This is a genomic window from Pseudomonas sp. GL_135 (assembly GCF_057834665.1).
Genome location: NZ_CM174408.1, coordinates 4,600,917 through 4,623,637, shown reverse-complemented (window position 1 = coordinate 4,623,637; position 22,721 = coordinate 4,600,917). Strand labels below are relative to the sequence as shown.

Annotated in this window: 21 protein-coding genes; 11 read left to right on the top strand and 10 right to left on the bottom strand. The window is 58.2% G+C overall.

What is annotated here, in order from left to right; all coding sequences use genetic code 11:
- The first annotated feature begins 129 nt into the window (after positions 1-129).
- On the top strand, positions 130-1,020 hold the full coding sequence (gene mmsB / locus AC3ISG_RS20510; protein ID WP_205484732.1) for a 3-hydroxyisobutyrate dehydrogenase: 891 nt from the start codon (positions 130-132) through the stop codon (positions 1,018-1,020).
- A gap of 306 nt (positions 1,021-1,326) precedes the next feature.
- Here mmsB and argH read toward each other — a convergent pair whose 3' ends face one another.
- Positions 1,327-2,754, bottom strand: a complete 1,428-nt coding sequence (gene argH / locus AC3ISG_RS20505) for an argininosuccinate lyase (protein ID WP_489297831.1) — start codon at positions 2,752-2,754, stop codon at positions 1,327-1,329.
- Between the two features lie 259 nt (positions 2,755-3,013).
- Here argH and AC3ISG_RS20500 point away from each other — a divergent pair, with 259 nt between their 5' ends.
- From AC3ISG_RS20500 to AC3ISG_RS20490, 3 genes are all read left to right on the top strand, one after another.
- The gene (locus tag AC3ISG_RS20500; RefSeq protein ID WP_489297830.1) at positions 3,014-3,778 is read left to right on the top strand and encodes a sulfite exporter TauE/SafE family protein; all 765 of its coding nucleotides are present in this window, start codon (positions 3,014-3,016) and stop codon (positions 3,776-3,778) included.
- A 213-nt stretch (positions 3,779-3,991) separates the two neighbouring features.
- Complete coding sequence (gene mdaB / locus AC3ISG_RS20495) at positions 3,992-4,576, top strand: NADPH:quinone oxidoreductase MdaB (protein WP_489297829.1); 585 nt, start codon at positions 3,992-3,994, stop codon at positions 4,574-4,576.
- Positions 4,577-4,771: 195 nt separating this feature from the next.
- On the top strand, positions 4,772-5,668 hold the full coding sequence (locus AC3ISG_RS20490) for a LysR substrate-binding domain-containing protein (RefSeq protein WP_489297828.1): 897 nt from the start codon (positions 4,772-4,774) through the stop codon (positions 5,666-5,668).
- Positions 5,669-5,672: 4 nt separating this feature from the next.
- Here the strand turns inward: AC3ISG_RS20490 and AC3ISG_RS20485 are convergent, their stop codons facing one another.
- Positions 5,673-6,551, bottom strand: a complete 879-nt coding sequence (locus tag AC3ISG_RS20485) for a LysR family transcriptional regulator (protein WP_489297827.1) — start codon at positions 6,549-6,551, stop codon at positions 5,673-5,675.
- 112 nt (positions 6,552-6,663) lie between these two features.
- On the opposite strand from AC3ISG_RS20485, the gene AC3ISG_RS20480 reads away from it, so the two are divergent.
- Entirely contained in the window at positions 6,664-7,632 is a 969-nt protein-coding gene (locus AC3ISG_RS20480; RefSeq protein WP_489297826.1) for a DMT family transporter, read from the top strand.
- Between the two features lie 122 nt (positions 7,633-7,754).
- Positions 7,755-9,422, top strand: coding sequence for a gamma-glutamyltransferase (gene ggt, locus AC3ISG_RS20475; protein ID WP_489297825.1), 1,668 nt, complete (start codon positions 7,755-7,757; stop codon positions 9,420-9,422).
- 182 nt (positions 9,423-9,604) lie between these two features.
- Here ggt and AC3ISG_RS20470 read toward each other — a convergent pair whose 3' ends face one another.
- Positions 9,605-11,188: a peptide chain release factor 3 gene (locus AC3ISG_RS20470; protein ID WP_489297824.1), complete on the bottom strand. Its 1,584-nt coding sequence runs from the start codon at positions 11,186-11,188 to the stop codon at positions 9,605-9,607.
- Between the two features lie 334 nt (positions 11,189-11,522).
- On the opposite strand from AC3ISG_RS20470, the gene AC3ISG_RS20465 reads away from it, so the two are divergent.
- The 4 genes from AC3ISG_RS20465 to AC3ISG_RS20450 are packed head-to-tail and all read left to right on the top strand — an operon-like array spanning position 11,523 to position 15,064.
- The gene (locus tag AC3ISG_RS20465) at positions 11,523-12,236 is read left to right on the top strand and encodes an ABC transporter permease (protein ID WP_074886589.1); all 714 of its coding nucleotides are present in this window, start codon (positions 11,523-11,525) and stop codon (positions 12,234-12,236) included.
- 28 nt (positions 12,237-12,264) lie between these two features.
- Positions 12,265-13,233, top strand: coding sequence for a glycine betaine ABC transporter substrate-binding protein (locus AC3ISG_RS20460; protein WP_122623251.1), 969 nt, complete (start codon positions 12,265-12,267; stop codon positions 13,231-13,233).
- Positions 13,230-13,883 (top strand): ABC transporter permease, encoded by a 654-nt coding sequence (locus AC3ISG_RS20455; RefSeq protein WP_065990219.1) that lies wholly within the window; start codon positions 13,230-13,232, stop codon positions 13,881-13,883. Before AC3ISG_RS20460 ends, AC3ISG_RS20455 begins: the two co-directional genes overlap by 4 nt.
- Before the next feature lie 11 nt (positions 13,884-13,894).
- The gene (locus AC3ISG_RS20450; protein WP_122623439.1) at positions 13,895-15,064 is read left to right on the top strand and encodes an osmoprotectant ABC transporter ATP-binding protein OsmV; all 1,170 of its coding nucleotides are present in this window, start codon (positions 13,895-13,897) and stop codon (positions 15,062-15,064) included.
- A gap of 61 nt (positions 15,065-15,125) precedes the next feature.
- On the opposite strand, the gene AC3ISG_RS20445 is transcribed toward AC3ISG_RS20450, so the two are convergent.
- The 4 genes from AC3ISG_RS20445 to AC3ISG_RS20430 all read right to left on the bottom strand — a co-directional run bounded on the left by AC3ISG_RS20445 (position 15,126) and on the right by AC3ISG_RS20430 (position 17,640).
- Complete coding sequence (locus AC3ISG_RS20445) at positions 15,126-16,049, bottom strand: hypothetical protein (RefSeq protein WP_489297823.1); 924 nt, start codon at positions 16,047-16,049, stop codon at positions 15,126-15,128.
- 227 nt (positions 16,050-16,276) lie between these two features.
- A complete protein-coding gene (locus AC3ISG_RS20440) occupies positions 16,277-16,738 on the bottom strand; it encodes a hypothetical protein (RefSeq protein WP_489297822.1) in 462 nt (153 codons plus the stop codon).
- The gene (locus AC3ISG_RS20435) at positions 16,716-17,111 is read right to left on the bottom strand and encodes a polymorphic toxin type 44 domain-containing protein (RefSeq protein ID WP_489297821.1); all 396 of its coding nucleotides are present in this window, start codon (positions 17,109-17,111) and stop codon (positions 16,716-16,718) included. The genes AC3ISG_RS20440 and AC3ISG_RS20435 overlap by 23 nt, the downstream gene beginning before the upstream one ends.
- 28 nt (positions 17,112-17,139) lie before the next feature.
- On the bottom strand, positions 17,140-17,640 hold the full coding sequence (locus tag AC3ISG_RS20430) for an Hcp family type VI secretion system effector (RefSeq protein WP_192132441.1): 501 nt from the start codon (positions 17,638-17,640) through the stop codon (positions 17,140-17,142).
- Positions 17,641-18,328: 688 nt separating this feature from the next.
- Here AC3ISG_RS20430 and AC3ISG_RS20425 point away from each other — a divergent pair.
- Positions 18,329-19,492 carry a type III PLP-dependent enzyme gene (locus AC3ISG_RS20425; RefSeq protein ID WP_122534941.1) on the top strand — a complete coding sequence of 388 codons (1,164 nt, stop codon included), beginning with the start codon at positions 18,329-18,331 and terminating at the stop codon, positions 19,490-19,492.
- Positions 19,493-19,543: 51 nt separating this feature from the next.
- On the opposite strand, the gene AC3ISG_RS20420 is transcribed toward AC3ISG_RS20425, so the two are convergent.
- From AC3ISG_RS20420 to AC3ISG_RS20410, 3 genes are all read right to left on the bottom strand, one after another.
- Entirely contained in the window at positions 19,544-20,371 is an 828-nt protein-coding gene (locus AC3ISG_RS20420; protein WP_489297820.1) for a hypothetical protein, read from the bottom strand.
- A gap of 65 nt (positions 20,372-20,436) precedes the next feature.
- The gene (locus AC3ISG_RS20415; protein WP_489297819.1) at positions 20,437-21,432 is read right to left on the bottom strand and encodes an alpha-xenorhabdolysin family binary toxin subunit B; all 996 of its coding nucleotides are present in this window, start codon (positions 21,430-21,432) and stop codon (positions 20,437-20,439) included.
- Between the two features lie 18 nt (positions 21,433-21,450).
- Positions 21,451-22,692 carry an alpha-xenorhabdolysin family binary toxin subunit A gene (locus tag AC3ISG_RS20410; RefSeq protein ID WP_489297818.1) on the bottom strand — a complete coding sequence of 414 codons (1,242 nt, stop codon included), beginning with the start codon at positions 22,690-22,692 and terminating at the stop codon, positions 21,451-21,453.
- Positions 22,693-22,721: the final 29 nt, after the last annotated feature.

Sequence of the window (22,721 nt, the reverse complement as noted above, 5' to 3'; positions counted from 1 at the left end):
TTCGCCTGGTCGCGATCGCGTTGCGTCATTCAGCGCTGTGCCATCTGAACGATCGCTTCGCGAGCAAGCTCGCTCCCACAAGGGGCCTGCGTCACCTGTGGACCTGGAACTGAACAAGGAGAACAACAAATGAAAATCGCCTTCATCGGCCTGGGCAACATGGGTGCGCCGATGGCGCGGAATCTGATCCGTGCCGGGCATCAGCTGCATTTGTTCGACGTCAACCAACAGGTTCTGGCCGAGCTGGCCGAATTGGGTAGCCGGATCAGTGAGTCACCCAAACATGCTGCTCAGGGCGCCGACCTGGTCATCACCATGCTCCCGGCGGCCGCTCATGTCCGCGCGGTTTATCTGAATGACGACGGCGTGTTGGCTGGCATCAGCGCAGGGGTGCCGGCGGTGGACTGCAGCACCATCGATCCGCAGACCATCCGCGATGTGGCTGCGGTAGCGGCGAAACAGGGTGTAGTCGTTGGCGATGCGCCGGTTTCCGGCGGCACGGGCGGGGCGCAGGCCGGAACGCTGACGTTCATGGTCGGCGCGAGCCTTGAGCACTTCACGGTGCTCAAGCCGATCCTGGCGCAGATGGGACGCAACATCGTCCATTGCGGCGATGTCGGCACCGGTCAGATCGCGAAGATCTGCAACAACATGCTGTTGGGCATTTCCATGATCGGCGTGGCAGAAGCCATGGCGCTGGGCAATAGCCTGGGCATCGACACCGGCGTGCTGGCGACCATCATCAACAGCTCGACCGGGCGCTGCTGGAGCTCGGAAATGTACAACCCGTGGCCCGGCGTCGTGGAAACCGCCCCGGCGTCGCGGGGCTACACCGGAGGGTTTGGCGCAGAGCTGATGCTCAAGGACCTGGGCCTGGCAACCGAGGCTGCCAAAGCCGCACGCCAACCGGTGCTCATGGGCGCACTGGCACAGCAGCTGTATCAGGCGATGAGCCTGCGCGGCGATGGTGGCAAGGACTTCTCGGCGGTGGTTGAGGGATACATCAAGAAGGAAAAATGATGGTGCATGGCCCGGCCTCTTCCCGGCTAAAGCCGGTCCCACAATAGGCACGCGGTCAGTCAGTGGGACCGGCTTCAGCCGGGAAGAGGCCAGCACCGACACCGCAATTTCGCGGCGTGACATCCGACGCCCTCCCGGCTAAAGCCGGTCCCACAATAGGCACGCGGTCAGTCAGTGGGACCGGCTTCAGCCGGGAGGAGGTCAGCACAAACACTGTCATTTCGCGGCGTGACATCCGACGCCTTCCCGGCTAAAGCCGGTGCCACAGAGTGCACGCGGTCAGTCAGTGGGACCGGCTGCGCGCAGTTAACCCCGCGGGCCGTTGTAATCTTTGGCCCACTGCTCTTGCGCTACCAATTGCTGTTTGAACCGCGCGATTTGCTCGGCCACTCGCACCGGTGACGTCCCGCCCCACCCACTGCGCGCCGCCAGTGCAGCTTCCAGGGTCAGGCTTTCCAGCACCTCCGGCGTCAGGCGCGGGTCCGTTTCTGCGAGCATCTTTGGCGTCAGCTCCGGCAGCCCGATGTCCTGCGTCTCGCACAGCTGAACCAGTTGCCCGGTGATCTCGTGGGCTTCCTTGAACGGCACGCCGCGAACGGCCAGCCAGTCCGCAATCTCCGTCGCCAAGGTAAAACCCAATGGCGCCTGACGCAGCAATTCGTCCTTGCGCACCGTCATCGTCCGGACCATACCGGCGAAAGCGGGCAGCACCAGATTCAGCGTGTCCAGCGCGTCGAAGATCGCGTGTTTGTCTTCGCTCAAGTCGCGGTTGTACGACAGCGGCTGCGCCTTGAGCACCGACAGAATCGCTGTCAACGAACCGATCAAACGGCCGGATTTGCCCCGCGCCAATTCGGCGATGTCCGGGTTCTTCTTCTGCGGCATGATCGAGCTGCCCGTGGCGTAGGCATCGTCCAGCTCGACCCAGCGAAACTGCCGCGACGTCCAGATGCAGAACTCCTCGGCCATGCGCGAAATATTGATCCCCAGCATGCTCGCGCAGAACAGAAACTCGGCCACGTGATCGCGGCTGGCGACGGCGTCGATGGAGTTCTCACACGGCCCGGCGTAGCCCATTTCCGCCGCCGAACGTTGCGGGTCGCGGGCGATGGCGGAACCGGCCATGGCGGCGGCGCCGAGGGGCGACAGATTGAAGCGCTGATCCCAATCCTGCAGGCGCTGGATATCACGATGAATTGCCTGGGCGTGGGCCATCAAGTGATGACCGAACACGATCGGCTGCGCTTGCTGCAAGTGGGTGAAGCCCGGCGCGATGGTCTCGATATGCGCTTCGGCCTGGCCGACCAACGCCTGCTGCAAATCCAGAATCGACAGGGTCAGCACGCGAATGCGGTCACGCAAAAACAGCCGCATGTCATTGGCCGTCTGATCGTTGCGCGAGCGCCCGGCGCGAAGCTTGCCGCCCAGTGCGCCGAGGCGCTCGGTGAGCAGGCGCTCGATGAACGTGTGCACGTCCTCGTCGGCGGGAATCGGCTGAATCGTGCCGGCTGCGAAGTCCTCGTCGATCGATTCCAGCGCGTCGATGATGCGGCGAGTTTCATCGGCGTCCAGCAAACCGGCGCGCTCAAGCTCGTGGGCGTGGGCCTTGGAGCCTGCCACGTCATAAGGCGTCATGCGGAAATAGACGGCGGGCGAGCGTGAAAGGTTGGCCATCGCTTCGGCTGGCGCTGATTTGAAGCGCGCGCCCCACAGACGCTCAGTGGCATCGGACATATGCATTCCCCCTTAAACACGTGATGGCTGGCGAGCCAGGCGTCGGCGACGTCAGAGAATCCTAGGAAAAACCGGCTGCTGGTGAAACGTTACAAATGGCAAGTCGGGTTGGCAGAAATGGAAAGCTGCCAGGTTCGGCCTGCTGAGCAGAAGCGTGGTGCCGACTAGTTTTCTGTTACCCCAAGTGCCGGAATGTGGTGAAGTGGCGCCGATTGCACAACCCGATGTTCCCCTCGTCGACCTATCGCAGGATGCGCCCATGACTGATTTTCTATCGCTCTATCAGAACCTTGGTTGGACCCTGTCAGTGCTGGTGCTGCTGACGTTTCTGCTGGCGGGAACGGTCAAGGGCGTGATCGGCATGGGGCTGCCGACGGTTGCGATGGGCCTGCTGGGGGTGATGATGCTGCCCAGCCAGGCGGCGGCGTTGCTGCTGATCCCCTCGACACTCACCAACCTTTGGCAGCTGGCAACCGGCGGGCATCTGCGCGGATTGTGCGTGCGGTTGTGGCCGTTGCTGCTGACGATCGTCATCGGCACGCTGCTCGGCTCATACGCGTTGGGCCTCGGCAACGGGCACGGCATGGCGCGGGCGCTGGGCGGCGCGCTGTTTGTCTACGCGTTGTGCGGCTTGTTTCTGCCGACGCTCAAAGTGCCGTCCGCTGCCGAGGGCTGGCTCGGGCCGTTGTGCGGCTTCATCACCGGCCTGGTCACCTCGGCCACCGGCGTCTTCGTGATTCCGGCGGTGCCCTACATTCAGGGCCTTGGGCTGGATCGCAATGAACTGGTGCAGGCGCTGGGGCTGTCCTTCACCGTCTCGACCCTGGCACTGGGTGCTGGTCTGTTCTGGAACGGCGCGGTGGGAAGCGCTGAAATGGGTGCCTCATTGCTGGCGCTGGTTCCAGCGTTGCTGGGGATGATGTTCGGTCAGTGGCTGCGTCAACGGATCAGCGCGCTGGTGTTCAAGCGGATGTTCTTCATCGGCATGGCGCTGCTGGGCGTGCACCTGATGATTGCTGGCTGATTACGCGACGTCCCGCTCGGATTCACGCTGCTGTTCAGTCAACATAAATTCATCAATAGATGCCTCACTCGTGATTCATGCGCAAATGTATTTTGCCCCTCTGCGGCTTATTCCCGCCTCGTCTGGCAGATATTCTGCCGTCCATTCCAATTGAAGACCCTCAATCCGGCACCGCTAAACAGCGGGCTGCATTGACGGCGGACGAGGCTTGATATGAAAAAAGTACTGTTTCTGAACGGCGGCAAACAATTCGCGCATTCCGATGGCCGCTACAACACCACCCTGCATGAAGCCGGCATGGCGTATCTGGACCGCGCCGGGTTTGACGTGCAGCAGACCTTCATCGACGGTGGCTACGACGTGGCCGAGGAAGTGCAGAAGTTTCTCTGGGCTGACGTGATCATCTGGCAGATGCCGGGTTGGTGGATGGGCGCGCCGTGGACGGTTAAAAAGTATATCGATGAAGTGTTCACCGAAGGTCATGGCAGCCTGTACGCCAACGACGGTCGCACCCGTTCCGATGCGTCCCGGCGGTACGGCAGCGGCGGTTTGCTGCACGGCAAGCAATACATGATTTCGGCCACCTGGAACGCGCCGCAGCAAGCGTTCGACGACCCCGCAGACTTCTTCGAAGCCAAGGGCGTGGATGCCGTGTACTTCCCGTTCCATAAGGCCAACCAGTTCCTGGGCATGACTGGCCTGCCGACCTTCCTGGCAGTGGACGTGATGAAGATGCCGAATGTCGACGCGGACGTGAAGCGGTATGAGGCGCATCTGGCCTCGGTGTTCGGGATCTGAGACGCGAGAAGCGAGCTCCAAGCTTCAAGCGGCAAGCTTCAAGCTCACGGCTCACTTACGGCTTGCAGCTTGCAGCTTGCAGCTTGCAGCTTGCAGCTTGCAGCTTGCAGCTTGCAGCTTGCAGCTTGCAGCTTGCAGCTTATAGCTTGCTCCCAAGCGCGCTAATATCCAGTCTCTTGTGAGCGGGAGACAACAGTGAAAGCCAGGTCGGATGAGTTGCAGGTGTTTGTCACGGTGATCGAGAGCGGTTCGATTTCCGCCGCTGCCGAGCAGGTCGGGCAGACGCCGTCGGCGATCAGCCGCACGCTGTCGCGACTGGAAGGCAAGCTGGGCACGACGTTGATCAACCGCACCACGCGGCGCATGGACCTGACCGAGGAGGGCAAGTATTTCCTTGAGCGGGCCAGGCAGATTCTGGATCAGATGGAAGAGCTGGAAGAGCGCATGTCGGTGCGCCAGCAGACACCCTCCGGCCGTTTGCGGATCAATGCGGCGTCGCCTTTCATGCTGCATTCCATCGTCCCGTACGTCGCGGAGTTTCGCGCGCGGTACCCGGACATCCAGCTGGAGCTGAACAGCAATGACCTGATCATTGATCTGCTGGAGCAGAGCACCGACGTGGCGATCCGCATAGGCGTGCTGGCCGATTCCACCCTGCACGCACGGCCACTCGGCAGCAGCCCGCTGAACATCCTCGCCAGCCCGGAATACCTCGAAAAACACGGCACGCCGAAAACCGTGGCCGCGCTGAGCGGGCATTCGCTTCTCGGCTTCACCCAGACCGAAACCCTCAATCACTGGCCGTTGCGCCACGCCGACGGGGATCGGCTGTTCATTCAGCCGACGGTCTCTGCTTCCAGTGGCGAGACGTTGCGCCAGTTGGCGTTGGCGGGTGAGGGCATTGTCTGCCTTTCCCATTTCATGACCCACAAAGACATCCGCCAGGGCCGCCTCAACGTCATCCTGCCGCAAGCCAACAGTGGCTATCGCCAGCCGATCCACGCGGTCTACTACCGCAACTCGCAACTGGCGTTGCGGATTCAGTGCTTTCTGGATTTCATTCAGGAGAAGCTGGCGGTGTACGCCGCCTGACGCGTTACGCGTCGCCAACCCCGCTGAACTCCGCCCGCAACATCTCCACAAACGCCTCACGCGCCGGGTGATGCTTGGCGCCTTCGTGCCAATAAAACAGGTTGTCGATGGAGGTCAGTTCAGGGAATTCATAACCGACCCAGCCCGAGCCTTTTCGGTACTGCTCGTAAACCCCTTTGGGCACCAGCGCCACGCCCGCCCCGGCGCTGACGCAACCGACGATGGTGCCGTAATTGGCGATGCTGACGATAGGCTGGGTCTGGCCGTCGTGCTGCAGCCAGCGCTCCAGCGCTGCGCGGTATGGGCAGCCTTCGGGCCACATGAAAATCGATTTGCCCTGCAGATCAGCGGCACTGGAGATCGGCCCCAACGACTCTGCCGCAATCAGCACCAGATCTTCCCGGTACATTGACGTGCGCCTGAGCCGTGGGCGTTTGACGTCGATGGCGACGATCGCGCCATCGAGCTTTTGGTTGAGCGTCGCGTCGAGCAGCTGCGTGCCGGTGCCCGTCGTCAGCTCCAGTGACACCTGCGGATAACGCGCGTGAAAGCGCGCCAGCAGTCGCGGCAGCCGCGCCGTGGCCGAGGATTCGATGGCGCCGATTCGCAACGGCCCGGATGGCGCCGCATCCGGATGCACCGCGCGTTTGGCTTCGTCGGCGAGGCTGAGCATTTTGCCGGCGTAGGTCAGGAAGATTTCCCCCGCTGGGCTGATGCGCAAACCACGGCCCTGGCGGTAGAACAGCTCGGTGCCCAGCTCCGCCTCCAGCGCCTTGATCCGTGCGGTGATGTTCGATGGCACGCAATGCAACACCTCCGCAGCGCGGGCAATGCTGCCGGTGTCGACAACGGTCTTGAACATGCGAATCTGGGCCAGTTCCATTCATCACCAAAAGTGAGGGGTTGATTCATTATTGTTCGGTTGTGGTGAGCATAAGTTGTTTCGATACTCGCAGCCATGGGCAGGCGTCGGGCTTGTCGGCGGGAGTATCGAGATGCGCAGGGTGGCTGAGCCGGTTGTTGATTCGGATATCGCGGTTAATGGTGCGGTGCCTTGGCAAGGGCTGAAAATCGCCTTTGCCACGTTCTTCGTGGTCGCCTGCTGGGGCTTCTCGCCGACCGGCATTCGTATCGGTTTGCAGGCCTATGAGCCCGGGCATCTGGCTCTGCTTCGTTTTCTGATCGCGTCGGTGTTCATGCTGCTAATCGCTTCATCGCAACGCATCACGTTGCCGCGCCTGAAGGACCTGCCGTTGCTCGCGGTGCTGGGTTTCTTCGCCGTTAGCCTGCATCACATCGCCCTCAACTTTGGCCAGGCCGGGGTGAGTGCCGGGGCGTCCAGCGTGCTGGTGCAGTCGACGCCCCTGTTCACCGCGCTGCTGGCGCATTTCGTGTTCAAGGAGCGAGTCAGCGCCTGGCGTTGGGGTTGTGTGGCGCTCGGCCTGGTGGGCGCCGCGATTGTTGTCACCGGAGATCGTGGCATCGGCCATATGGACGCGCGCGGGCTGCTGATTCTGGCGGCGGCGTTTTCCTGGAGCGTGTATTTCTCGCTGCAGAAGCGTCACAGCCACCGCTACGACGGCCTGACCATGGTCTGTTACACGGTCTGGGCCGGCACGGTGTTTCTGCTGGTTTACCTGCCGGGGCTGATCGGCGAGATCCTCAACGCGCCACTGCGGGTCAATGTGGCCGTGGGGGTATTGGGGCTGTTCCCGAGCGCACTGGCGTACCTGGCCTGGGCGTATGTTCTGAAGCACATGGACGTCAGTCGCGCATCGATGAGTTTGTACCTGACACCACCTATGGCCATCGCCATTGCCTCGGTGATGTTGGGCGAGTTGCCTTCGCAGCGAGTTATCGTAGGCTCCATTGTGGTGCTGGCGAGTGTCTTGGCGCTCAATCTGCGGCGGGAGAGGGCGGTGGTGTTTCCCGTCCGGGATGAGCCTGAACGTGCCCCGCTTTAGGGGCCTGGCTGTTTGCGTTTGTGGCAAGTTTCATCATTAATGTGCAGCCGGACCGTTAGTCTCTTCAGCCTCCAGACAGCCCATCAGTTTCAAGCTGTCGCATTTGTCATCAAGGAAGCCCCATGCGTGCAGTGACCTTCAAAACCCTTGCCCTGTCGGTGATCTTCGCCGCGAGTTCGCCAGTGTATGCCGTGGTACTGGAAGGCGGCGCCGTTGCGGCCCCGGACCAATACGGTGCTCAGGTCGCTGCGCAGATTCTGAAAAAGGGCGGGAACGCAGTCGACGCTGCGGTCGCCACGGCATTCACGCTGGCGGTCACCTACCCCGAAGCGGGCAACATCGGCGGCGGTGGCTTCATGACCCTGTTCATGAACGGCCGACCGTACTTTCTCGACTACCGTGAAGCCGCGCCAAAAGCGGCGACGCGCAACATGTACCTGGACGACAAGGGCGAAGTTATCCCGGGCATGAGCCTGGTGGGCGCACGCGCTTCAGGCGTTCCCGGCACGGTGATGGGGCTGTGGGAAGCCCATCAGAAATTCGGCAAGCTGCCGTGGGCCGAGCTGCTGACGCCGGCCATTGGTTACGCCAAAAATGGTTTCAAGGTCGCTGACAAGCAGTACATGTACGGTGCCGAAGCGATCAAGCAGCTCAACGGCAAGACCAATTTTGCCGATTACTTCGGCGACATGAAGACCGGCGAGACCTTCCGCCAACCGGAGCTGGCCAAGACCCTGGAGCGCATCGCCAACAAGGGTGCCAATGAGTTTTACCAAGGGCAGACGGCTGACCTGTTGGTGTCGCAGATGCAGCACGACAACGGCCTGATCACCAAAGAGGACCTGCAAGATTACAAGGCGATCTGGCGCAAGCCGCTGCACGTGAATTTCAACGGCAACACGCTCTACACCGCCCCGCTGCCCAGTTCCGGCGGCATCGCGCTGGCGCAACTGATTGGCATGAAGCAGCTGCTTGCTGATGACTTCAAAGACGTGCCGCTCAACTCGGCGCGCTACATCCACTTGTTGGCAGAAATTGAAAAGCGCGTGTTCGCCGATCGCGCCAACTACCTGGGTGATCCGGACTTTTCCGTGGCGCCGGTGAATCAGCTGACCGACAACGCCTATCTGGCCAAGCGCGCCCACGAGGTCAACCCGACGGCAATTTCGCCCACGGAGAACGTGAAGGCCGGGCTTGAGTCGCACCAGACCACGCATTTTTCCATCGTCGATGCCAAGGGCAACGCGGTCAGCAACACCTACACCCTGAACTGGGATTACGGCAGCGGCGTGGTGGTCAAGGGCGCAGGCTTTTTGATGAACGACGAGATGGATGATTTCAGCTCCAAGCCGGGCGTTGCCAATGCGTTCGGCGTGGTCGGCGGGGATGCCAACGCCATCCAGCCCGGCAAGCGCATGTTGTCTTCAATGAGCCCGAGTCTGGTCACCCGCGACGGCGCCGTGACACTGGTGCTGGGCACGCCGGGTGGCTCACGGATTTTCACCACGGTGTTTCAGGTGCTGAACAACATCTATGACTTCCACATGCCGCTGAAGGACGCCGTCGCGGCGCAGCGGGTTCATCACCAGTTGCTGCCGAAAGACACGATCTACACCGAGAAATTTGCACCGCTGGCAACCCCGGTGGCCGACGAGCTGACGGCCATGGGTTACACGCTGAAGGATCAGGGCTGGTCGATGGGCAATGTGCAGGCGATCAAGATCGACGGCACGAAGGTCGAAACCGCGTCCGATCCCCGTGGGCGGGGCGTGGGGATGGTGGTGAAGTAAGGGGGGTAACTGATCATTCCCACGCTCCGCGTGGGAATGCCCGAAGTGTCACAAAAACCATTGTGGGAGCGAGCTTGCTCGCGAATGCGTCAGTTCAGGCTACTCAAACTGTCTGTCATGCCGCTTTCGCGAGCAAGCTCGTTCCCACAAGCGTGGGAACGATCACAGGACGGTGATGAGCCTTAGTGATGCTCCCGCGTCGCGCGGAATTTCACGTCGGGCCAGCGCTCTTCCATCAAGGCCAGGTTGACCCGCGTCGGCGCGAGGTAGGTCAGGTGACCGCCGCCGTCCACGGCCAGGTTTTCCACGGCCTTGTTCTCGAATTCCTCGAGCTTCTTCTTGTCGCTGCAGTCGATCCAGCGGGCTGACCACACGGTGATCGGCTCGTAGGCGCATTCGACTTTGTATTCTTCCTTCAGGCGGCTGGCGACCACATCGAACTGCAGCACACCGACGGCGCCGAGGATGATGTCGTTGCTGCGCTGCGGGAAAAACACCTGCGTGGCGCCTTCCTCGGCCAACTGCTGCAGACCCTGACGCAGCTGTTTGGATTTCAGCGGATCCTTCAGGCGTACGCGACGGAACAGCTCAGGGGCAAAGTGCGGGATGCCGGTGAAGCCCAAGGCCTCGCCTTCGCTGAACGTATCGCCGATTTGAATCGTGCCATGGTTGTGCAGGCCGATGATGTCGCCAGCGTAGGCTTCTTCCAGTTGTTCGCGCTCGCTGGAGAAGAACGTCAGCGCGTCACCGATACGCACGTCCTTGCCGGTGCGCACATGGCGCATTTTCATGCCTTTATCGTACTTGCCCGAACAGATGCGCATGAACGCGATGCGGTCGCGGTGCTTGGGGTCCATGTTCGCCTGGATCTTGAACACGAAGCCGCTGAATTTCTCCTCGACCGGCTCCACCGTGCGCTCGTTGGCGACGCGGGCCAGGGGCTCCGGCGCCCAGTTCACCACCGCATCAAGTACGTGGTCGACACCGAAGTTGCCCAGCGCTGTACCGAAGAACACCGGCGTCAGCTGGCCGTCGAGGAATTCCTGCTGGTTGAATTCATGACAGGCGCCCTGAACCAGTTCCAGCTGATCGACAAAGCGATCGTACTCATCGCCCAGGTGGGCGCGCGCCTCGTCCGAGTCGAGCTTCTCGATGACTTTCACCTCGGTGCGCTCATGACCATGACCGGCGGTGTACACGATGATGTAGTCGTCGGCGAGGTGATAGACACCCTTGAAGTCGCGGTAGCAACCGATCGGCCAGGTGATGGGCGCGGCCTTGATCTTCAGGACCGCTTCGATCTCGTCGAGCAGCTCGATCGGGTCGCGAATGTCGCGGTCAAGCTTGTTGATGAAGCTCACGATCGGCGTGTCGCGCAGGCGGCAGACGTCCATCAGTGCGATGGTGCGGGGCTCAACCCCTTTACCGCCATCGAGCACCATCAGCGCCGAGTCGACAGCGGTCAACGTGCGGTAGGTGTCTTCGGAGAAGTCTTCGTGGCCCGGGGTGTCGAGCAGGTTGATCATGTGATCGCGATACGGGAATTGCATGACCGAGGTGGTGATGGAAATCCCGCGCTGCTTCTCCATTTCCATCCAGTCGGAGGTGGCGTGACGGTCGGATTTACGCGACTTCACCGTACCGGCGACGGAAATGGCCTTGCCCATCAGCAACAGCTTTTCAGTGATGGTGGTCTTACCCGCATCGGGGTGGGAAATGATGGCGAAAGTGCGGCGTTTCGCGACTTCGGCGGCCTGTCTGGTCATGGGAAATCGCCCGAGAGGTGATTCAAAAAAAGGGCGGCGATTATAGCCCAAACCAGAGCAATAACCGAACCGTTCAGTCGATAAGGGGTGGCCAGATACCATCGCACGTGGGAACCTTTGCGGTTAAGGAGACGTCCATTCCCTGGTATCGCTACACGCCAAGGGTTGCAAAATCAGCAAGTTAGCTTGACGAAGCTGCGCTCATGGCTTGTGTTTTCGCCGAGGTATCAACCTTTCCGGCGACCCACCCGCTGCTCTTCGCGAACGTTCGCGTGCTGCCTGAAGAGGCCAGTTCCACGCCAGACGTTCGCCGACTGAAATAAGGAGTCCGCCCGTGGCAAATCGCTATGGCAAGGGGCTGTTGGGAGGTGTGATTGTCATCGCACTCCTGGCCCTGCTGGTCCAATGGATCGGCATCAGTACCATCAGGCAATATCAGGATGACCTGCTGTTTTATCTGCAAGCCCACGTCTGGCTTGTGCTGGCTTCGATGCTGGCGGCACTGGTGGTCGGGATCCCGACCGGCATTGTCCTTAGCCGACCGAACATGGTTGGCCGCGCCGAACGCTTCATGCAGATCTTCAACATCGGTAACACCGTCCCTCCTCTCGCCGTGCTGGCCATCGCTCTGGGTATTCTGGGCATCGGCAGCGGTCCGGCGATCTTCGCTTTGTTCCTCGCTTCGTTGTTGCCCATCGTGCGCAACACCTATGAAGGCCTGAAAAACGTTCAGGGTTCCCTCAAAGAAGCCGCTCGCGGCATCGGCATGACACCGCGCCAGGTGCTGTGGCGCGTCGAGCTGCCCAATGCCGTGCCGATCATCATCGGCGGCGTGCGCGTGGCCTTGGCGATCAACGTCGGGACCGCGCCACTGGCGTTCCTCATTGGCGCGAACAGCCTGGGCAGCCTGATTTTCCCCGGCATCGCCCTGAACAATCAGCCGCAACTGGTGCTGGGCGCCGCGTGTACCGCGTTGCTCGCGCTGTTGCTCGATGGTGCCGTGACCCTGGCAAGCCGTCTCTGGCTGGAACGCGGCCTGGCTCGATAAGTCGAGCCCCGCTGAGAAAGGAATTGCTATGAAGAAGTTATGCACATTAATCATGGGCGTCGGGATGTTGCTGTCCGGTTTCGTCCAGGCCGCGGATGCACCGGCCGAAATGCCTGTGCTGCGCATCGGCGCGCGAGTGTTCACCGAACAGACCATGCTGGCCGAACTGACGGCGCAATACCTGCGCGACAAGGGCTATCAGGTTCAGATCACCGGCGGCCTTGGCAGCAACCTGGCGCGCAGTGCCCAGGAAACCGGCCAGTTGGATCTGTTGTGGGAGTACACCGGTGTGTCGCTGGTTGCCTACAACCATGTCGACGAGAAGCTCGACAGCGATCAGACCTATCAGCGCGTCAAGGAGCTGGACGCCAAGAAGGGGCTGGTCTGGCTGTCACCGTCCAAGTTCAACAACACCTATGCGTTGGCGCTGCCGGACAAAATTGCCCAGCAGTACCCGCAGGTCAACAACATGTCTGACCTGACCACGGTGCTCAAGGCCGAGGCCGACAAGGGCCACATCGTCGCGCTGGACACCGAGTTCGCCAACCGTTCCGACGGTCTGGTGGGCATGGTCAAGCATTACGGCATGAACCTGGGGCGTGAAAACACCCGTCAGATGGACGCCGGCCTGGTCTACACCGCGCTGCGAAACGGACAGGTTTTTGCAGGGCTCGTCTACACCACCGACGGCCGTCTGAACGCGTTCAAACTCAAGGTGCTGGAGGACGACAAGCACTACTTCCCGGACTACACCGCGGCGCCAGTCATTCGCAAAGAGTACCTGGACAAGCACCCGGAACTGGCCGATTTGCTCAAGCCGCTCGCCGCGCTGCTGGATAACCAGACCATGCGCACGCTGAACGCGCGCATCGACGTCGACCACGAAAGTCCTACCGTGGTCGCGGCTGAATTCCTGCGCGAGCATCCGATCAATCCTTCCGCCGACAGCGTGCCGGTCCCACCGGCGCCGGCGGCAAAACAGGAGGAGAAACCATGAGTTTCCTCAGCGCTTTCTCCCATCTGGACTGGAATCAGGTCATGCACCTGACGCTGCAACACATCACCTTGGTCGGCATCGCGGTGACGCTGGCGATCGTGGTTGGCGTGCCATTGGGCGTGTTGATGACCCGCTTTCCGACCCTCGCCGGGCCGTTGCAGGCCAGCGCCACGGTGCTGCTGACCATCCCCTCGATTGCCTTGTTCGGCTTGCTGCTGCCGTTCTATTCCAAGTTCGGTCAGGGCCTCGGCCCGATGCCAGCGATCACCGCAGTGTTTCTCTACTCACTGCTGCCGATCATGCGCAATACCTACCTGGCGCTCACCGGCGTCGAGCCCGGCATCCGTGAAGCCGCCAAGGGCATCGGCATGACCTTCGGCCAGCGCCTGCGCATGGTTGAGCTGCCGATCGCCGTGCCAGTGATCCTCGCTGGCGTACGCACTGCCGTGGTCATGAACATCGGTGTCATGACCATCGCCGCCACCATCGGCGCGGGCGGTCTGGGCGTACTCATCCTCGCTTCCATCAGCCGCAGCGATATGTCGATGCTGATCGTCGGCGCCGTACTGGTCAGCATTCTGGCCATCTTCGCCGACCTGCTTCTGCAATGGCTGCAACGCTCGCTGACTCCAAAAGGACTCCTGAAATGATCGCCAAACAAATGATTGAGCTGCAGAACCTCACCAAGACTTTCCAGAGCAACGGCAAGGAAGTGAAGGCCGTCGACTCAGTGAGCCTGACCGTCAATGAAGGCGAGATCTGCGTGTTCCTGGGTCCGTCGGGTTGCGGCAAAAGTACAACGCTGAAAATGATCAACCGGCTGATCATGCCGACCTCCGGCAAAGTGCTGATCAACGGCGAGGACACCACCGGTCTCGACGAGGTCACCCTGCGCCGCAACATCGGCTACGTGATTCAGCAGATCGGCCTGTTCCCCAACATGACCATCGAAGAAAACATCGTGGTCGTGCCCAAGCTCCTGGGTTGGGACAAGCAGAAGTGCCACGACCGTGCCCGCGAACTGATGAGCATGATCAAGCTGGAACCCAAGCAGTACCTGCATCGCTATCCGCGCGAGTTGTCGGGTGGTCAGCAACAGCGCATCGGCGTGATTCGTGCGCTGGCCGCAGACGCACCGCTGCTGCTGATGGACGAGCCGTTCGGTGCGGTCGACCCGATCAACCGCGAGATGATCCAGAACGAGTTTTTCGAGATGCAACGCGCGCTGAACAAGACCGTGATCATGGTCAGCCACGACATCGACGAAGCCATCAAGCTGGGCGACAAGATCGCCATCTTCCGCGCCGGCAAGCTGCTGCAGATCGACCATCCGGACACCCTGCTGGCGCACCCGGCGGATGATTTCGTCAGCAACTTCGTCGGCCAGGACAGCACGCTCAAGCGTCTGCTGCTGGTCAAGGCGGAAGACGCGGCGGACAACGCGCCGTCCGTGAGCCCGGAAACGCCCGTCGCCGATGCGCTGGAAATCATGGACGAAAACGACCGCCGCTACGTGGTCGTCACCGATGCTGAAAACAAGGCCATGGGCTACGTCCGCCGCCGCGACCTGCACCGTCAGGCCGGCACCTGCGACCAGTACCTGCGCCCGTTCAACGCCACCGCCGCCTACGACGAGCACCTGCGCATCCTGCTGTCGCGCATGTACGAGTTCAACCGCTCGTGGCTGCCGGTGCTGGACGCCGAGAATGTGTTCTTGGGTGAAGTGACCCAGGAATCGATCGCGGCTTACCTGAGCTCCGGCCAATCGCGCGGGATGAAGACCAGCATTGTTTCGCCGGCTGAGTTGGTGGAGCAGGCAGCGTTGAGTTGAGGTGAAGGGCCTGGGTGCTTTGGGTGCCCGGGCCTACGTTGACGGTGGCGACGCTGAGTCGTCACTGCCGACACGTCAGGTTGGTCTTGGTCTTGGTCTGCATGAATGACATGAGGATCAAGCCCACAGCGTTCCCAACAATCGTGATGACCATGAGCGAGTCAACGGACTGTTGAAAAAACGCTAGCTGAGCGATCAACGTGTAAACCGCTGTTCCAGCAATACCCATCGTTACGACATGTCGACCGATTGCTCTTATGGACAGCACAAGTGCTGATTGCATCATGAGCAGGAAGAGTATCGTCAAGGTCGCCAACTGAGGCGCCTCCGATACGATGTTCACTAGGGCGCCATCCAGCAATCCAATCGTTGCGCAGACCAGGAAAGCGAACAGTGATCGACGTGCCTGTATCTTGTGCAAGGGTTGACCGAGATCGTTAAGTCGCTTGCTTATTAATGTAATGAGGTAAAGCGAGATGCCGCACGTTATTGAAAACGTCACGCCTATTTCCAGTTCGTAATCATCATGTAGGCCACTGCCTTGCATGATTGAGCTGTAAGAAGTACACAGCACCCACACTGTGCCCAGTGTAAGCAGAAAGCCAAACAGGCCCAATCTGCCTGACTTTTTTATATTCGTCAGAGCGATGATGATCGAGTTCGCCGAGAGGGCGATGCCGGCAACCGCGGCTGGGTTAAGGTTTAGCAAAGCTGTATAACCACTTGTCCAGCAGGTGAACGTAAACAGGGTGATCCAAAGGTAGTCCTTGATCAGTTTTTTTAAGGAGACTGTGTTGATTGGCGGAGTGCGGGTAAACAGGAACAGTGGTAGCGCTACGATGATCGAGACCAGCGATGCGACTCTGGCGAGGACAATGGGTTCCAGGTCCACGTTCTGCTTGTAAGTGATGTAGTTCATCATCATGGCACTGCTGGATAAAAACAGGATCAGTGCTGTCAGGCCGAGCGGAATGGGATTTTTCATGTCCAAGTCAGTGTGCCGAAAATTAGGGAGGGGCTTATTTGCATTTCTCTGGTTCGTGACGTCGGCAAGTTTTAAAGGGTAAGTTCAGGCCAGTTCTATCTCGCTATAAGATAGAGAGTTTGCAATGAGTGAATGGATTAGCCTGAATGAGTTGTCCTCTGCCACGTCTGGAGGTGTGGGGGGGGGAATCTCTTTCGAAAAGATTAATGAGTATTTCGGTTGGGAGTTCAGTTTCTGAAGCTGTCGTCTGATTGTGTCAATGTTATTCGGTAGCTTCGTAACTGATTACCTTCAGTAACGTACTCTTTACTGAAATAGCGATAGACTGCTCCCTTGACTTCTATACCAACGCCATTGGGCGTATCTTGGATGTGAACATTTTCCATGGCGCTGTCCGTAATCATGAACTCGCTCGCTTTATTGAGCTGGTTGAGCACTTCTGAATCATCGCCCTTAAGCGGTCTGCTGATAAAAAATCGCAAGGTATCCCTATCAGTAGCCATCGCGCCGTAACGGCTGATGTAAAGCCAGTCGCCCTGAGGGAGCTGCCGTTTCAAAACTACTTCATCTGCGTCGCTTCCGAATTCAAAAAAGTCGCCGAACGATGCATTGAAAATCAAAACCGCAACAAGCAACCAGAATGCATGTTTGTAGGTGAGTCTTAATTTAGTATCCTTTGGATTTTGCATACAAGATCCCCATTTTTATCCACTTCTGGTCTTTAGGGTCATCCCCGTATGGAGGAAGCCAGAACCAATAACCCCAATTGTGATCGATCTTTTGTGTCTTAGCTTGCTTTTGGGTATATCCGGCCGCTCTTAATAAAAGCTGCTCGCTTAGCTGCCCAGCTGTACCGACGGCACCGTAGTGGAAGTTTCCGAAGTCTTCCCAAGCAGGATTTTGCTGCTTGTAATCCCACGGACTGCGGTTACGAACCTTGTAGTAAAACCAACTCATGAATGCCCCGGTGGCAGGATCTCGGTTCCATTGCTCATTCGCGATCTTCATATGGACGTCTACATTAACACCCGGGGGAATTATAGCGGGCATTTCGTAATTCATTTTTTGCTCCTGCAAGTTTGCTTGCGAATTACGAAAATATCTTGTTGCTGATGGCATCCCAGCCGCCGGCTATCTGCCCCGCGCTCTGTCCTGTCTGTCGACTTTGCTTTGCATAAATAAGCTGAATTCTTCCATAGTTTAGTGCAACGAGTTCGCTCGGAAAGCTACTTTCGTGATCACCGTTGCCTAGTATTGTGAATGAGCTGATGATGACCTCTTCTAGTTTTATTTCGAGGTATTTGACCTTTGGGTCTCCTGCACGAAATAGATGCACCGATACTTGTTTAAAGTGCTTTCCGCTACAGCACGCTTCATGGAGTTTAGGGGTTGCGTTGTCAACCGCTTTTCGGACAAGCATATCGCTCATATAAGCCCGGCCTGAAGTAGCGCCGCCAGATGAGGTAGACGTAGCGGAGGCTGTTTGGCTGGCAGAGAGATCGAAGTCTTGAAGTTCGATCCAGTTTTCGTAGCCCTCTGACAGGGTTTCACCGGGAACACCTTCGATCTGCAAGTAAGCTTCTAGTGACATCGTCAATTTCTTGAATAGTTTTAGCTTCAATAGATAAGGAGTCTTTAAATCACACCGGCGACTGCAGACTGAATGCAGTCGACGATATCGGTCGCGCTACAGATTACGGACGCACCGCCAAATGACGTGATTGATATAGCGCGGGCAGAAATCATTCATGAGTGAGAGCTCAAGTTGGCGCGTCACGTCGTGTTCGTAGCAAGACCGAGAGATCCCAATCGTAATGGCGGTGGTTGTCGCTGGTCTGGAGTGAGGGATGTACGCCGGGTAAGGCATTTCTGATGATCAGGTAGCCGATGTCTGACGGACAGGTGGCTTTCGTGACGGATTGCCCATTTGCCACCCACCGGGAACATCACCCTGTCACATCGGTCGGTTACTACGGGTTGATTGAACGCGCGTGGATTCCCGTCTGGCAAAAACGGGCAGAAACGCGACATTTTTAGTTGATCTCCGGCCCCTCAGGTCCTACAGTTCGCGCCGAACGTCCATGCTGGAAACGATCCATCCGGCTCAAGTACTGACGACGAGACAGCAAGGCCAACCGTGACCTGTCACCGGATGGCCTTTTTGCTTTCGGCCGAGCAGCCTTGGGAAGTAGGCGAACCAAAGTGGGGATACGGAGGACGTTCACGAGCCGCGCGCTCACACCCATTGTTTTTTACCGTTTGCCAACAGGAGTCCCCGCATGTCGATCCAGGTCGAAGATTATTTCGAGAAAAGCACCTTCGATAAAATGAAGGCGTTTGCCGACAAGCAAGAAACCCCGTTCGTGGTCATCGACACCGCGATGATCAGCAAGGCCTACGACGACCTGCGTGCAGGCTTCGAATTTGCCAAAGTGTATTACGCGGTTAAAGCCAACCCTGCGGTCGAAATCATCGACCTGCTGAAGGACAAGGGCTCGAGCTTCGACATCGCCTCGATCTACGAGCTGGACAAGGTGATGGATCGCGGTGTCAGCCCGGATCGCATCAGCTACGGCAACACCATCAAGAAATCCAGAGACATTCGCTACTTCTACGAGAAGGGCGTGCGTCTGTTCTCCACCGACTCCGAAGCCGACCTGCGCAACATCGCCAAGGCTGCGCCGGGCTCCAAAGTCTACGTGCGCATCCTCACCGAAGGCTCGACCACGGCTGACTGGCCGCTGTCACGCAAGTTTGGCTGCCAGACCGACATGGCGATGGACCTGCTGATCCTTGCCCGTGAACTGGGCCTGGTCCCTTACGGCATCTCGTTCCACGTTGGTTCGCAGCAGCGTGACATCAGCGTCTGGGACGCCGCGATCGCCAAAGTGAAAGTGATTTTCGAGCGTCTGAAAGAAGAAGACGGCATCGTTCTCAAGCTGATCAACATGGGCGGCGGCTTCCCGGCCAACTACATCACCCGCACTAACAGCCTGGAAACCTACGCTGAAGAAATCATTCGTTATCTGAAAGAAGACTTCGGTGATGACCTGCCGGAAATCATTCTGGAGCCGGGCCGGTCGTTGATCGCCAACGCCGGTATTCTGGTCAGCGAAGTGGTGTTGGTGTCGCGTAAATCCCGCACTGCTGTTGAGCGTTGGGTGTACACGGATGTGGGCAAGTTCTCCGGCCTGATCGAAACCATGGACGAAGCCATCAAGTTCCCGATCTGGACCGAGAAGAAAGGCGAAGTGGAAGAAGTGGTTATTGCCGGCCCGACCTGCGACAGCGCCGACATCATGTACGAAAATTACAAGTACGGCCTGCCATTGAACCTGGCCATCGGTGATCGTTTGTACTGGCTCTCGACAGGGGCGTACACCACCAGCTACAGCGCTGTTGAGTTCAACGGCTTTCCGCCGCTGAAGTCTTACTACGTCTAAGCCCGGCCGCTGAACAGAAACCCGCGAGAAGTCGCGGGTTTTTTTATTGCGTCATTGTCGGGTGTGCTCGGTCAGTTCTTCTGCCAATTCCAGTCGGACCAGCGCCGACTCGATCATGTCGTGGAAGCGCTGGAGCGTAATTGAGGTAAAGAGGTCGATGAACTCATCCACCGCGCCGGAAACAAGGCGCTCCAGGTTGACATAACCCTCGCTGAGATCCCTCGATGCATCGGCGAGCAACTTTCCGTCCTCCTTCATTTTCTCCATGAGTGTCATGACCATCGCGATTTTGGCGTCACTGCCAAGAGGGTCGACAGTGTTCTCCCTTGCGTACGTATCGATAGCGACCTGCATGAAGTCCATGAGGCGCGGCAAGATGAGCGAAGAGTTCTGGTAGACGTTGTTGCAGGTGACAGATGCGGTTCGGTATTGATTGGCCAGATTGATGACGTGTTGCTTGAGCTGCAGGCCGAATGGGAAACCAGGTCCGACACTCAGGATTTTCAGTCGGCCGTTCAACTCATAGGGCGCTCGGGAGAAGTCCAGTGCAGAGAGAAATCCAGCGCGCTCCTCCCGGGTCATCTCGTCCATGATCCTGGAATACTCCGCGTCGAACCGCTTGATATCGCCCACCAGGTCCGATTGCTCATAGAAAATCCGGTTGGGCCACTCAAACAATTCGGGCCAGTTCTGGAGCTGGCCCCTCACTTGAATAAACGCGTTATCAAGGCTCGGCTGGTGAAGCTGGATAAACGCCTGGTTCGAGGTCAGCGCCAGTTCCTCCTTCACTCGGTCAGTGGTCTGCTTGGCCTCTTGCAATGTCATGCGGTAGCGGTTGAGCGCTTCGAAGTTGTCTGGCTTGAAGAAGGGTGTAGACATGTCGACGTCCTTGTCGGTGGCGCAGCCGTGACAGCGGTTCGGCTGTCACGGCTGCTTAAGTGCATTTAACAGGCGTCGTTCAGATACGCGATGAGCGACGGTGCCGCAGCGACTAGCTGGTCTTCATAGTCTGGCCCACTGGCCAGCGCCAGATGGTTAACGAAAGCCTTGATCGACTGATCGATTTTTGCGTATTCGTCGCGAGCGATGAAAAAGCTCTCGAACAAGCCGTGGATGCTGACGATCACGGTGGTCTTGTCGGTAATGAGCTTCGCGTCTGCCGCCAGTTCGGTATTTCTGGCTTTCAGTTCACCGAGCTGTTTGATCAGCGCATCGCGTTGTCTGTTCATCGTGATGTAGTTGAGCGCTTCGCCCACGTGCTCGAGGGTTTTTTTCATTTGTTCGACGGCGATCCTCACCAGCTCGACTTCAGGTACCGCCAGCCCTGCTGCCGAGAGATTCTCGGCGGTGAGCAGGGTGTCTTTGGCCAGGCCTGCGAAATCATCTTTTTCGAGCACCGCCATCGCGTCATTCAGCGTCGCCCGCGCAGCCTCTACCGCGGCGATGTCTTGGTTTGCAGACGTGAAGGCTTCGTCCAATTTCGTCAGTTGCGCCTGCAGGTCATTTTTGTAAGTGGTCGTCAGTGCCGGGTCGAAAGCGACATCAGCGAGCGTCTTGAACTGCTGTTGAAGCGCTTGCACGGCGGGTGTAAAGGCTTCTTTAAAGGTGCCAATCGTTTGTGCCCGGACATAGGCATTACTTTCAAGATCATCCTCGGACATATCGGTCGTCATCGCCGCGCGATAGGTGTTCAGACTCTTCAGCGCTTTAGTAGTGGCAATACCAATCGCTAACAGCTGTTCGTTGATTTTACGCCCTGACACGACGAGGGAAGTGTGCAGACCTTGCGCTTTTGCACGTATCGACGGCAGGTAGCTAGTTCCGCCAAACGCAAAGTCGAGCTCCCCGTTCTGTTTGAGCATCTGGTCGATGGTAGCCTTGATCAGTGCGATATCGGGTGCGACGTACGCGACGTCGTCGTTGAATTGAATAACAGTCATTTTGAACAGTCCTTGTAATTAAATAGCTCGATTTTTTATTTCTTGATCCGCTTCAGCGAAGACGCCATATAGCGCATCGGCGTCGATCAAAATCTGCGCCCACGGTCCGACCACTTGGTCAAAATGGTAGGCCAGAAGATTAACTTTCAATGCGTCGTCGATTTTGCGTGCCTCTTGGGCGGACGAGGTGACGTACAAGTTCAGTGCGTTCCAGGTGAACACCAGATTTTGCGTGGCAGCATCGGCTTGAAGGCTTAGGAACTGAATATCTTGCAGATCGGCTTTGACTTGATTGAGACGTTTGAGGACAGTACTTTTGAATCCCATTTCCTCGTTCTTGGCGTCTCGGGTTGCTTTAAGGCTATTCCGATATTTTCGAACCTTCTCTGCCTCAACCCCGATATAGATCGCCATGCCTAATCCGATCAAGCCTCCGTCGGCAGCAGATTTTATAGAGTCCATGACCATCTGCTTGTACGTTGCATTCTGTTCATCGATTTCCTTTGTCGCTGCGGCGATTTCGGATTGAAGCAGGCTTATCTCATCATCCAGTTTATGGTTATCGACCGCGACCAGCCTAAGCGAGATCTCGGGTCGCACTTTGGTCGCCAGCTCATCTGAGAACTGGTCCAGGTCAGCCTTCAGCTCCTCGGTTTTACGCTCCTGAACGGCGATCTTCTTCTGCAGGTCATCCAGGTAGTAGGCGATTTGCGTTGCCGCTCCCGCATCATTTTCATCCAGGTGGATACCCGGGAACTTGTCGCCCATCTCGGCTTCAACCTTCCGCAGATCAGCCAGCGTCTCGATACCGTATTCCTTCAATACTTTCAGGGCGGTAATTTCGTCCAGTGCCTTGGTCACGTGCTTTTCGGCATTCATCATGCCGGATGCAAAAATTTTCAGCTCGCTGCTGATAAGTTTGATTCGCTGGCGTAGGCCGTTCCACTGACTTGCGTGGGATTTTATGATTGAGAATGTTTTGGTGAAGTCACTGACTTCCAATCCTTGACCCGGCGTGTATCCCTGCTGGTAACCCAGATAGGAACTTACGTCTGAGGGGGCCGTCGGTAAACTCAGGCCTTTCTGTTCATACAGGTATAAGTCGACAATCTGATCTTTTGTCAGAATAAGCCCTTTCGGTCGAAAAGTGCCTGGCATGTTTCCGGTCGACGCATCAATCAGCGTCTTTGGCGCTTTCGCTGCCACCTCCGCTGTCTTTTCCATGGAAGTGTCAGACGTGTCATACAAAGCGTTATTCATAGTGATTCCCTGCTCTAGTAAAAAGCGCC